The following is an 11,325-nucleotide window of genomic DNA, read 5'->3' as shown; positions in this document are numbered from 1 at the left end:
TGTTAACTCTTTAGATGCTGTGTTGCTGGCTGTTTAGATTCTCCGTTTTTATCTGTTTAAATATGGCCAGCGTGTGGTGGTTTACCATGTCAGCTCATGCGGCGCTAAACGGTGCTGATTAACCTGTACCTGGCTGATGAGTCCGTCGGCTAAACTGATGACACGGTTGGCCATCTGCGCAATACCGGCATTATGTGTAATTACAGCGGTGGTGGTTCCCAGTTCCTGATTGACGCGTTGCAGTGCCTGCAGAACCACAATACCGGTTTGAGAGTCGAGTGCGCCGGTCGGTTCATCGCATAACAATACATCCGGTTGTTTTGCGATGGCGCGCGCAATAGCAACGCGCTGTTGTTCCCCTCCTGAGAGTTGTGCGGGGAAGTGGTCTAACCGATCCCCCAGACCCACCAGCTTTAATGCCTCTTCCGGTTGTATCGGTGCGCGTGCGATTTCTGTCACAACAGCGACATTTTCACGCGCTGTCAGACTGGGTATTAAATTATAAAATTGGAAAACAAAACCAACATGGTAGCGCCGGTAATCGGTTAGCTCGCTTTCAGTCGCGCGGGTTAGATTGCGTTGGCCGTAAAAAACATCCCCCGTAGTGGGGGTGTCTAACCCACCAAGAATATTTAGCAGCGTTGATTTTCCGCTACCCGATGCTCCCAGCAATACTGCAAATTCGCCTTCGTAAAGATCAAGATCAATGCCACGTAGTGCATGTACCTGAACCTCTCCCATTTGATACACCTTCGTCACCCCCTTCACATGAAACACACTGTTATGGGCTGATGGGGAGGGCGCATCAAGATCCGAAACCTTGTGCGGCAGATGGTGAGGCATGCGATTAGACATAGTCTGCTCCCTTAAAATCTATTTCCAGTATAAGCATGGATGCAGTAAGTGGCTTTTGATACACATCATCGATAGCCGTTAAAGCTGCTTAAATTTTAATCAATAAATTATGAGGGCTGATAAATCGGCAGGGTGTGTGACAAGAGTAGCTGGTTAATAATCAGTGACTAATGCTTCAGTGGCTCATAATAAGCTGCTGGAAAGAAGTCATAAGCAGTCAATCGGGAAGCGGCATAAAGTAAGCTGAAGATGCTTGTCCATAATCAGCTTTGCCCAAACGCAGTTTTGCTGAGTGTGGGCAAAACTGCGTATAGGCAGAAGGATTACAGTTCAGCGCTATGGTAGATGTTTTGCACATCATCCAGATCATTCAGCATGTTGATGAACTTCTCAAACATCGGAAGATCTTCTTCACTAACAGGCGCGGTGTTCTGTGGGATGAACTGAATTTCAGCGACGTCAAAATCGATCTCACCAAAGGCATCGGTTAAGGCGGTCTTGGCTTTGAAGTAATCGGTATGGGGTGCAAATACCGAGATTGTTCCCTCTTCTGATTCGATGTCGGTAACATCTACATCGGCCATCATCAGGGCTTCCAATGCGGCTTCTTCGTCATCGCCTTTAAAAACCAGAATAGCGCTGTGGTCAAACATGTGAGCGACGCTGCCAGAGGTACCAATTTTGCATTTTGTTTTGGTGAAGCAATTACGTACATCACCAAAAGTACGGTTTGGATTGTCGGTCAGACAGTCGATAATCACCATGCAGTTGCCAGGACCAAAACCTTCGTAACGGGCAGGCGAGAAGTCTTCACCGCCGCCGCCTTTCGCTTTGTCGATCGCTTTGTCAATAACGTGGCTGGGCACCTGATCTTTTTTAGCGCGTTCAATTAAGCCGCGTAATGCGAGGTTTCCGTCCGGATCAAGACCGCCCGCTTTGGCGCATACATAAATCTCTCGACCATATTTACTGTAGACCTTGGCTTTGTTATCCGATGTTTTCGCCATGGATTCTTTACGGTTTTGGTAGGCTCTGCCCATTACGCTGTCTCATTAAAGTGTTAAAAAAGAACAAATATTACAGAGAAGTAATTGTATAGGGAACTGTAAATAAGGCGAATGCTTTGATCAGGTTTTTCTTTTTGAGATGGTACCTACTTTTTTTCAACCAATTTTCGTGCGTTGAAAGAAAATTGCCAGAAAATGTTAGACAAGAGTAAAGTAACGTCATCAACCATCGCTGGTATTCGACCGCGTTTCTGGAGATAGATAATGAAAACACTTCATAAAAGTAACTTTTATTGCTGGAGTGCCTTTGATAAAGATAGAAATATCGATTTTCATAGTTATGTTTGGGTAACAGAGCAGGGCAGCATTGTGTTTGATCCGTTACCGCTGACTGAGCATGATAAGCAACATCTTTTGTCGCTGGGAAAGGTGAGCCATATTCTGATTTCTAATTCAGACCATGTGCGTAATGCTCAAGCTCTGGCAGATGAAACGGGTGCCCTGATCTGGGGACCCGAAGCCGAGAAAGATAGTTTTCCAATTGAATGCTCGCACTGGTTAAGCGCAGGTAAAAACCTATTACCAGGGTTGGATGTTTATAGCCTTGATGGTTCAAAAACTGATGGGGAGTTAGCGTTTGTGCTGGAAGGCGATACGCTGATAACCGGCGATCTTGTGCGCGCACATGCGGGTGGCAAGCTGTGTATGCTCCCCGATCCTAAGCTACAGGATAAAACTAAAGCGCTTGCTTCCGTGAAAATGCTGGCCTCTATAAATGGAATAAAGGCGGTATTGGTGGGGGATGGCTGGCCTGTCTTCAGAGAAGGCGACTGTGTATTGGCAGAACTTTCCGCTTCTTTACCTTAACGCGGATTACCGTCTTTAAGCTCAATGCCGGTTTAAGCTCGATTTCTTAGATGCCTTGCTGCCCCCAGGGGTGAGGCTATTTAAGGTGTCGGCCGCCATCGACATGCAATGTTCTGCCGGTTACATAGCGGCTTTTGAGCAGGTAATTAACAGTGTCTACTATCTCCTGAACACCGGGCTCTATCCCCATGAGCGATTTTTTTAGGGTTTTGCTGCGGTATTCGGCATCATCGTCGGGATTGAAAAGTATCATCGCGGGCGCGATTGCGTTGACCTTGATTTCAGGGGCGAACAGGGCTGAAAAAGACAGCGTCATATTGCTGAGTGCCGCTTTGCTGGCAGCATAAGCGATATGCTTTTTACTGCCTTTTTCGACGACGTAATCGGTCAGATGAATGATATCGCTACACTCGGCTGAACCGGCTTTGAGTAAGTCAGCCAGTTCAAGATTGATCTGGTAGGGTGTGCTCACATGGATCTGCATCATTCTTTGTAACGTGGACGCAGGCGAAAGCGCGTTGTCATCAGGTAACCAGTCAGAGGCATTATGGACAATAGCGCGTAAGCTGGCATGTCGCTCTTTAATGGTATCGATCAGTGAGCGGATTTGGCTATCATCGTAAAAATCACAAGGGTAGAGTTCTGCGCCCAACTGGCGTAACTCGGTGATAGATTCGTATTCGCTACGGTACGTGCCTATTATGGGCTGATCTGAACGCAATAACTGCCTTGCTAATGCATAACCGATACGTTTGCCAACACCTGTAATCAAAATCGGTGCGTTCATAGTGCTACCTTAATCACAGTATTTTTCCAGTGTAAGAGAAACGGAATCTGCAAAACGCAGGGCATGTGGTTTATCGACAGTCACGGATGCGTATTTTACCCATGCATGTTGCGTGCAAATGTCGAGAACGTCTGCTACCAGCTTTTCCAGTAACAAAAAACGCCCCTCTTCTACATGATTGATGACCTTTTTAGTGATCACTTTATAGTTAAGAGCGTCCTTTACATTGTCGGTTTGATAAGCTTTTTCGGCGGGATAGTGGATTTTTATATTAATGACCACATCTTGTTGTTTTTCCATTTCATCCTGATTGAACCCGATATAAGTACGCAGCCTTAAATTGGTAATACGAATAATGGCGTCGCTGATATTCATAGTGTTGTCCGTAATCAAGTCTATTTAAATTGACCGTGCTTGGTTAATTTTAGTACGTCAAATTTGTCCGTTCGAGGTTTTTTAAGTCTAGCATAGCTATTACCGCAGTATTACGGCTTTGTACGCACAATCGCGGATCTCAGATCACGAATAATATGCGTAATCTTCTATTCATTTTTTGTAAATGTACTACACTTTTTCTATTTATCTTCTGCTATCTGTGAAGGTTGCTCCCGGCATTTTGCAATAGAGAAGCACGATATAACTATAATATAACTTTGTTTTTTCTACCCTAGGTCATAGATCTTCGTGATGACTATTGGCGGAACTTGGGATCGAGTAATCAAGGAATTAACTGAATGAAAAACCTGAGTTTTAAATACAAGCTATTGTTATTAATAGTATTTCCTGTGCTTGTCAGTACGCTTTTGTTGGTAAGAGAAGTCATCAATAGTTATACGGTAAATCAGCAAACGGGTGAGATATCCGTTTATACGGAATTAGTAACAGTCAATAGTGCGCTGGTGCATGAGTTGCAGAAAGAAAGAGGTGCCACTGCTGGTTTTCTTGGTTCAGGCGGTCAGCAGTTTTCTGATGTGCTACGTCAGCAAAGAGTAATGACTAAAAAGCTAGAAGAGAAATGGGCTGAATTTATCAGCCGGAATGCGGTAGAAAACACGGCGATTAACAGCTTGATGCAAGAGGTAACACGGCAGTTAAAAGGTATTAACGATGTGAGGGGACGTGTTGATTCTTTACAGATGCCGTTATCAGAAGCATTAAAATACTACACAGGCTTAAATGTAAAATTACTATCGGCGGGTGCGCTGACCGCTAATCTTAGCGAAAATGTTCATCTGACACGGGCATCATTAGCGTATTACCATTTGTTACAGGCGAAAGAGAGAGCCGGTATTGAGCGAGCCGTTTTAAGTAATACTTTTGCGGCTGATCAGTTTGCTCCGGGCATGTATGAAAAATTTATTACTCTGGTGACTGAACAAAATACTTATAGCCGTATTTTTATGAATCTGGCTCAGGAAAAACATTTGGCATTATTTACTGACTTTTCAAACTCTGCGGTTGTGCAAGAGGTTGAGAAGCTCAGAGGTGTTGCGTCAGAAAAGGCTGATAGTGGTGGCTTTAATATCGAATCTAAGTATTGGTTTGCCGAGGCGACAAAACGAATAGATTCACTTAAAAAGCTGGAAGATAGATTGGCTGACGATCTTATTTCAGAAGCTAATGATGTGCAGGGCCAAGCACAGTTTTCCCTGTGGCTCTACTCAGGGTTACTAGTGGCATCACTGCTGATCGTGACTTTAATCGCGCTTAATATTATCAGAGGCTTGAATCGGCAGGTGTCCTCTTTATCCACAGTGATGCATAAAGTGCAAAAGGAACATGATTTACGCTTGCGGGTGGAGGTCTATAGCCAGGATGAATTGGGACAAGTAGCGGAAGGCTTGAATGCTACGCTGGAGAACTTTTCCCGTGCCATTCATCAGTTGTCAGATAGTTGCAATACGCTGGTGACTATCGCCGATGAAACAACGGGTGTTGTTGAGCACAGTGTTGAGAAACTACACGTTCAGCGAGAACGAACCACGCAAGTGGCTGCTGCTGTTGAAGAGCTGTCTAGCGCTGTTCAGGAAGTTGCCGGGAATACCGCAAGAACGGCAGATCAGGCGAATACAGCCAATCTGATTGCGCATGAAGGCAATGAGGTGGTGCGCGCTTCAGTACTGTCAGTAAATCAGTTGGCTGATGATGTCAGTCTGTTAAGTAAGCTGATCAATAAACTGCATGACAGTAGTACCAATATCTCCAATGTTGTAGAAGTCATTCACCATGTATCTGATCAAACCGGTTTGCTCGCATTAAATGCGGCAATTGAGGCCGCGCGTGCAGGAGAGCAGGGGAGAGGATTTGCGGTGGTGGCGGATGAAGTAAGGACATTGGCACATCGCACGCAGAAGTCGACCGCAGAGATTGCTGCGATTATTCAAGATCTTCAGGGTGAGGTAGAGGAAGCCTATGCGCTGGTTGAAAATAATCATAGCAAGATGCGAGAAACGGTAGAGAGTACACATAATGTCGAGAACTCTCTGGAATCGATAGTCAATGCTGTTAATGGCATTATGGATATGTCCAGCCAGATAGCGACAGCGTCTGAAGAGCAGGCTGCTGTTATTCAGGATGTGAGCCAGAACTTGACTGTGATTGATGATAGCTCCGATGAGGTGGCGACAGCGGCAGGTCAGATTGCGAACTCTGCGCAAAGTCTATCGAGTATGGCTCATCAGTTAAAAGAGTTGGTACGTGGTTTTAAAGTGTAACTTTATGTGTTTTGGGCAAAGGGTTCCGGTAGCTCGAAGGTGACCTGCTGATGCTTGATCGGACAGCGAAAGGTTAGCTTGTAAGCGACAAGTTGTAGTCCCTGCTGGTTTTTATTACCCGTCCCGTATCTGGGGTCTCCCATAATTGGGTGGCCTATACTGTCACAATGACGCCGGATTTGGTGAGTTCTGCCGGTTTCAAGGCGAATGTCGATCAGGCTATTGTTCGTTTCTTCGTTAAAGTTGAGTCGTTTAAAATGAGTGATGGCGTTCTTTTTATCCAGGAGGCGGTCAATAGTGCCGGTTTCCTCTGTTTTTCCTAAAACAATGGCCTGATAGCTTTTTTCGATTTGTTGTGTCTGGAACAAAGAGGATAAGGTTGCTGCCATTTTTTTGCTGTGAGCCACGATAATCAGTCCGCTGGTTTCCCGGTCGAGGCGATGTACAGGAAATACTTCACGTTTGTTATCGTTCTGCTTTTCTATAATACGCAAAATCGACATGTGATCGCCAAACTGGTTTCCCTGAGACATGATGCCTGCCGGTTTAAACCAAACACTATAGCTACGGCGGTCTTCAAGGCACTCGATAACAGGGGGCTTCAGTGCTAGCACACTGTCATCATAGTTAAGTTGTAAAATGTCACCCGGTTTAACCACGGTATTTATACGGCGAATTCGTTTTGTGTGTTTACCGCGTTTAAGCGAGACGGCGCCTTTGGCCATGGCATCTTTAATGCGTTGCCTGGGGAGTCCGCTGAGCGTGGTTAGTATGGTTGAGGCATTTGCAGAGATTTCTGTAACAGTGTGCGACAGCTCAAGCTTCATGGTTAAATCCGTATTCTGTATCGTGATGATAATTTCAAAAGCAATGTCAGGCGTAACGTTTTTACAGGCGTAACGCTATTTAAGGGTTAGAGCCATGATGTTAAGCCGCACGTTATGCGGGAACTGGAATGCTGAACTTTTCTTTTACCTCTTCCATAACGATATAGCTCTTTGAGTTTTTAACACCCGGTAACGTCAGTAGCATATCGCCCAGTAACGCGCGATATTCTGACATATCTTTGATGCGAGCTTTTAACAGGTAGTCTGAATCGCCTGACACCAGATGACATTCCATAATATAGGGCAACTGGTTGACGGCTAAATTAAAATGTTCAAACGCATCCGGAGATTGGTAGGAAAGAGAAATTTCAACGAACACCAGCATGTTATAACCTAGTGCTTCCGGATTGAGCCTGGCGTGATATCCTTGGATAAACCCATCCTTTTCTAAGCGCTTTACCCGCTCGATACAGGGCGTGGTGGATAAACCCACTTTGTCTGCAAGATCGGTGTAGGAGATACGGCCGTCTTTTTGCAGCCTGCTTAGAATGTTTTTATCGATCCTATCTAATTTTTTCATTTTATAAAATTCTGTTAATTTGTTTTTTATCAGTAAAAATAACTATTTTATAAGAATAAAACAATAAAAATTTATTGTTGATTTCATTTATTCTAGTCTTATGTCTTGTATCAACTTTGAGAATAAAAATGAAAATAGTGGTGTTAGGTAGTGGTGTTATCGGTGTTACAAATGCCTACTTTTTAGCAAAAGCAGGCCATGAAGTAACGGTTGTTGATCGTCAGCCAGCAGCTGCATTAGAAACCAGCTACGCAAATGCCGGGCAGATCTCTCCCGGGTATTCCTCTCCCTGGTCGGCCCCCGGTGTTCCGTTGAAAGCGGTAAAATGGATGATGCAGGATCTTGCACCTTTGCGTATTCAGCCAGCGCTGGACCCAGTGTTGTTTAAATGGATGACTAAAATGCTGAGCAACTGCACGGAATCTGCTTATCGCGTCAACAAATCACGCATGTTACGTATTGCTGAATATAGCCGTGACAGTATGAATGAACTCAACGACGAAGTATCCATCGACTATGATCAGCGTTTTGGTGGAACCTTGCAGGTTTTCCGGACAGAGAAGCAGGTTATTTCTTCAAAAGCCGATGTTGCCATACTTAAAGAATGTGGTGTCCGTCATGAAGTACTGGACCGTCAGGGTTGCATCGATGCAGAACCTGCATTGGCGCATGTGAAAGAGAAAATTATTGGTGGCTTACGCTTGCCAGGTGACGGAACCGGTGATTGTTTTAAATTTACTCAGGGATTAGTAGCAGAGTGTGAAAAATTAGGTGTTACCTTTATGTATAACACCGATATTAAAGGCTTGATTCTTGAGGCGGGTAAAATTCAAGGTGTACAGTTGGCTTCAGAAGTACTTAAAGCCGATAGTTATGTGATGGCTCTGGGTAGTTATAGTCCTATTATGCTGGGAAAAGTCGGCATTAAATTACCGGTTTATCCTGTTAAAGGGTACTCTCTGACCTTACCTATTATTGATGAAACTCGTGCGCCGGTTTCAACGGTGATGGATGAAACCTACAAGATTGCGGTCACTCGTTTTAACGATCGTATCCGCGTGGGAGGCACTGCTGAGCTAACCGGTTATGACATGAGCCTTAAGGCAAAGCGCAGAAACAATGTTGATTTCGTCGTCGGTGACCTTTTCGCGGGCGGCGGCGACCTGGAAAAAGCGGAATTCTGGACAGGGCTACGACCTATGACACCAGACGGTACGCCTGTGTTGGGTGCTACTAAGTATCCGAACCTGTTTCTGAATACCGGGCACGGAACATTAGGTTGGACAATGGCGGTAGGGTCAGCGCGTTATGTCAGCGATATTATTTCGGGACGTAAGCCGGATATTGATCCGTCAGGACTTGGCATGGAAAGATATGTTTAAAAAAAGTGCCTGAGCCATTATTGTTATGTCACTTGTCATGAACGAATTTAGTGAAACGACCTTTTATCATTTTTTTGAAGAGAATTTATTATGAATCGCAGCATCATTTCTACAGACAAAGCGCCAGCCGCTATCGGTACATACTCGCAGGCTGTTAAAGCAGGTAATACTGTCTACATCTCTGGCCAAATCCCGCTGGATCCTGAAACCATGGAAATGGTGACAGAGTCGTTTGAAGCACAGGCTGTACGTGTTTTTGAAAACATGAAAGCGATCACGGAAGCGTCCGGTGGTTCGTTTACTGATGTGGTAAAACTGACCATTCTCCTGTCTGATATGAAATATTTTCCTCAGGTTAATGAAGTCATGGCGCGTTATTTTAATGAGCCATATCCGGCGCGTGCCGCTTTTGCCGTGAAAGCATTGCCAAAAGATGCCGATATTGAAGTTGAATCAATCATGGTTATTGCAGAATAAATTTGACGTTATAAAAGCACAAGGGGTTCTCTATGGGGCGGGCAACACGGGCGATCATTGATGTATCAGCGATCAGTCAGAATTATCGTTTGGCAAAAAAATTAGCACCCCATGCAAATGCGGTGGCGGTGATTAAGGCAGATGCTTATGGGCATGGTGCTGTACGTGTTGCATTAGCCATGGAGCACGAGGTTCCGGCGTTTGGTGTCGCCTGTATTGAAGAAGCGCTGGAATTACGCGCAGGTGGTGTAAAAAAACCTATTCTATTATTGGAAGGGTTTTTCACAGCAGATGAGCTGTTGCTGATTGCAGAGCATAATTTCTGGACCGCTATTCATCGCTTAGAACAGATCGCTATGCTGGAAGAGGCGCCAATAGCCACGCCGGTTAATGTGTGGCTTAAGCTGGATTCCGGTATGCACCGCTTGGGTTTTGATGCTAAAGATTATCGTCAGGCATATGAGCGTTTACAGGCATCTGATAATGTTGCTGATGTGGTGTTGATGAGTCACCTTGCCTGTGCTGATGAGCTGGATAAGCCGCATACCATGCAGCAGGCAGCCTATTTTGACCAGGCAGCGGACGGTATCACTGCACCTCATAGCATTGCTAACTCACCTGCAACGCTGGCCTGGCCTGCTTTGCATCGGGACTGGATTCGCCCCGGATTGATGCTGTATGGCGCGTCACCTTTTGAAGAAGCGCAGGCTAATGCTGATCAGTTGGTGGCCGCTATGACGCTGGAAAGCGAGGTTATCGCTATTCACGATCTGCAGGCAGGTGAGGCAGTGGGTTATGCGGCGTCTTATGTATGTGATAAGCCTACTCGCGTGGGTACGGTTGCTATCGGTTATGGGGATGGTTATTCGCGTTCTGCAGGAACGGGTACGCCAGTGATCGTCAATGGTCAGCGAACACGGATTATCGGACGTGTCTCGATGGATATGTGTGCAGTAGATCTGACGGGGCTATCTGAAGTCGGGATCGGTTCAAAAGTTGAATTATGGGGGCGTCAGCTGAGTATCAATGAAGTGGCACGTCATTGTGGCACGATTCCTTATACTTTGTTTACTGGTGTAACAAAAAGGGTGCCTAGACACTATATTTGAGCGGATTATCTGAGAAGATTATTTGAGCGGGCCTCGATTTTAATCAGCACCCCCGGCTTTGAGTCGCGGGTGCTTTTTTTGTCGCTAGCATTCGATCAGTGTTAGGTCCGATAGTCTGCTGTTTTCTAACTTATTTTTCGGGTGCGTGATACAGCAGGAACAGGTCAACCAGAATATCCGGTATTTCATTGGCCATCTGCTCAGTTGCTATCTTATTTCTACGAATCTCTTTGAACTCTTTTTCGTCAAACAGGTTGGAAATAACCATAATCGGTAGCATCAACTCTGCAACGGCTTCCTCTTTGTCTGTGCCTTCAGAGAACCACTCATCTTCGTTGAGGAAGACGCCTTCCATAAATGCCTGAGCCCAAATTTCCAGTTCTGATTCTTCATTTTTGGTTTCAAGGGTTAGCTCACAAGGCATGCCAAGTTCACGGTCATTGCTCAGGTCACTGTAGATTGAACCTTTCCAGCGATTCAGCATTGAGGTTATTTCTGCTTCCTGCTCAGGGGAGATCCAATTGGGCTTACCGTCGAACAATACGTCCATCCACTCTTCTTCATCGGCAGGAACAGGGCTGATATTAAGCGCACACAGGAAGCCATGTATTCCGATAAGATCAAGAGAATCTTCTGACACGACATCTGAAAAAATAAAAGTTTCCAGACGATCAAGTTCATCATCGGATAACGGAGCACTATTGGTTCTACTTTGCATGT

The 11,325-nt window shown here is 45.3% G+C and carries 12 protein-coding genes; 5 read left to right on the top strand and 7 right to left on the bottom strand.

Annotated elements, in window-relative coordinates:
- Window positions 1–81: 81 nt before the first annotated feature.
- Both BM099_RS08220 and BM099_RS08215 read right to left on the bottom strand, forming a co-directional pair.
- Window positions 82–855: an ABC transporter ATP-binding protein gene (locus BM099_RS08220; RefSeq protein ID WP_232349067.1), complete on the bottom strand. Its 774-nt coding sequence runs from the start codon at window positions 853–855 to the stop codon at window positions 82–84.
- A 323-nt stretch (window positions 856–1,178) separates the two neighbouring features.
- Window positions 1,179–1,895, bottom strand: coding sequence for a YebC/PmpR family DNA-binding transcriptional regulator (locus BM099_RS08215; RefSeq protein ID WP_090726602.1), 717 nt, complete (start codon window positions 1,893–1,895; stop codon window positions 1,179–1,181).
- A gap of 231 nt (window positions 1,896–2,126) precedes the next feature.
- On the opposite strand from BM099_RS08215, the gene BM099_RS08210 reads away from it, so the two are divergent.
- Window positions 2,127–2,729, top strand: a complete 603-nt coding sequence (locus BM099_RS08210; RefSeq protein ID WP_090726600.1) for an MBL fold metallo-hydrolase — start codon at window positions 2,127–2,129, stop codon at window positions 2,727–2,729.
- A 76-nt stretch (window positions 2,730–2,805) separates the two neighbouring features.
- Here BM099_RS08210 and folM read toward each other — a convergent pair whose 3' ends face one another.
- Window positions 2,806–3,516 (bottom strand): dihydromonapterin reductase, encoded by a 711-nt coding sequence (gene folM, locus BM099_RS08205; protein ID WP_090726596.1) that lies wholly within the window; start codon window positions 3,514–3,516, stop codon window positions 2,806–2,808.
- A 9-nt stretch (window positions 3,517–3,525) separates the two neighbouring features.
- Window positions 3,526–3,891 (bottom strand): dihydroneopterin triphosphate 2'-epimerase, encoded by a 366-nt coding sequence (gene folX / locus BM099_RS08200; protein WP_177201117.1) that lies wholly within the window; start codon window positions 3,889–3,891, stop codon window positions 3,526–3,528.
- A gap of 359 nt (window positions 3,892–4,250) precedes the next feature.
- On the opposite strand from folX, the gene BM099_RS08195 reads away from it, so the two are divergent.
- A complete protein-coding gene (locus BM099_RS08195; RefSeq protein WP_090726594.1) occupies window positions 4,251–6,230 on the top strand; it encodes a methyl-accepting chemotaxis protein in 1,980 nt (659 codons plus the stop codon).
- A gap of 2 nt (window positions 6,231–6,232) precedes the next feature.
- On the opposite strand, the gene BM099_RS08190 is transcribed toward BM099_RS08195, so the two are convergent.
- On the bottom strand, window positions 6,233–7,057 hold the full coding sequence (locus tag BM099_RS08190; RefSeq protein WP_090726592.1) for an RluA family pseudouridine synthase: 825 nt from the start codon (window positions 7,055–7,057) through the stop codon (window positions 6,233–6,235).
- A 112-nt stretch (window positions 7,058–7,169) separates the two neighbouring features.
- The gene (locus tag BM099_RS08185) at window positions 7,170–7,637 is read right to left on the bottom strand and encodes an Lrp/AsnC ligand binding domain-containing protein (RefSeq protein WP_090726590.1); all 468 of its coding nucleotides are present in this window, start codon (window positions 7,635–7,637) and stop codon (window positions 7,170–7,172) included.
- Between the two features lie 128 nt (window positions 7,638–7,765).
- Between BM099_RS08185 and BM099_RS08180 the strand changes: the two genes are divergently transcribed.
- From BM099_RS08180 to alr, 3 genes are all read left to right on the top strand, one after another.
- Window positions 7,766–9,019: a D-amino acid dehydrogenase gene (locus BM099_RS08180; protein WP_090726587.1), complete on the top strand. Its 1,254-nt coding sequence runs from the start codon at window positions 7,766–7,768 to the stop codon at window positions 9,017–9,019.
- 87 nt (window positions 9,020–9,106) lie between these two features.
- Complete coding sequence (locus BM099_RS08175) at window positions 9,107–9,496, top strand: RidA family protein (RefSeq protein ID WP_425319908.1); 390 nt, start codon at window positions 9,107–9,109, stop codon at window positions 9,494–9,496.
- A gap of 32 nt (window positions 9,497–9,528) precedes the next feature.
- Window positions 9,529–10,605: an alanine racemase gene (gene alr / locus BM099_RS08170; protein WP_090726582.1), complete on the top strand. Its 1,077-nt coding sequence runs from the start codon at window positions 9,529–9,531 to the stop codon at window positions 10,603–10,605.
- Between the two features lie 130 nt (window positions 10,606–10,735).
- Here the strand turns inward: alr and BM099_RS08165 are convergent, their stop codons facing one another.
- On the bottom strand, window positions 10,736–11,323 hold the full coding sequence (locus BM099_RS08165; RefSeq protein WP_090726580.1) for a YecA/YgfB family protein: 588 nt from the start codon (window positions 11,321–11,323) through the stop codon (window positions 10,736–10,738).
- Window positions 11,324–11,325: the final 2 nt, after the last annotated feature.

This window comes from Neptunomonas qingdaonensis (genome assembly GCF_900113275.1).
Classification (GTDB): domain Bacteria; phylum Pseudomonadota; class Gammaproteobacteria; order Pseudomonadales; family Balneatricaceae; genus Neptunomonas; species Neptunomonas qingdaonensis.
This window is presented reverse-complemented; position numbering and strand designations above follow the sequence as displayed.

Bases quoted from the DNA above. Each gene is read 5' to 3' on its own strand.
- BM099_RS08220 (WP_232349067.1), bottom strand. From the start codon at position 855: ATGTCTAATCGCATGCCTCACCATCTGCCGCACAAGGTTTCGGATCTT.
- BM099_RS08215 (WP_090726602.1), bottom strand. From the start codon at position 1,895: ATGGGCAGAGCCTACCAAAACCGTAAAGAATCCATGGCGAAAACATCG.
- BM099_RS08210 (WP_090726600.1), top strand. From the start codon at position 2,127: ATGAAAACACTTCATAAAAGTAACTTTTATTGCTGGAGTGCCTTTGAT.
- folM (WP_090726596.1), bottom strand. From the start codon at position 3,516: ATGAACGCACCGATTTTGATTACAGGTGTTGGCAAACGTATCGGTTAT.
- folX (WP_177201117.1), bottom strand. From the start codon at position 3,891: ATGAATATCAGCGACGCCATTATTCGTATTACCAATTTAAGGCTGCGT.
- BM099_RS08195 (WP_090726594.1), top strand. From the start codon at position 4,251: ATGAAAAACCTGAGTTTTAAATACAAGCTATTGTTATTAATAGTATTT.
- BM099_RS08190 (WP_090726592.1), bottom strand. From the start codon at position 7,057: ATGAAGCTTGAGCTGTCGCACACTGTTACAGAAATCTCTGCAAATGCC.
- BM099_RS08185 (WP_090726590.1), bottom strand. From the start codon at position 7,637: ATGAAAAAATTAGATAGGATCGATAAAAACATTCTAAGCAGGCTGCAA.
- BM099_RS08180 (WP_090726587.1), top strand. From the start codon at position 7,766: ATGAAAATAGTGGTGTTAGGTAGTGGTGTTATCGGTGTTACAAATGCC.
- alr (WP_090726582.1), top strand. From the start codon at position 9,529: ATGGGGCGGGCAACACGGGCGATCATTGATGTATCAGCGATCAGTCAG.
- BM099_RS08165 (WP_090726580.1), bottom strand. From the start codon at position 11,323: ATGCAAAGTAGAACCAATAGTGCTCCGTTATCCGATGATGAACTTGAT.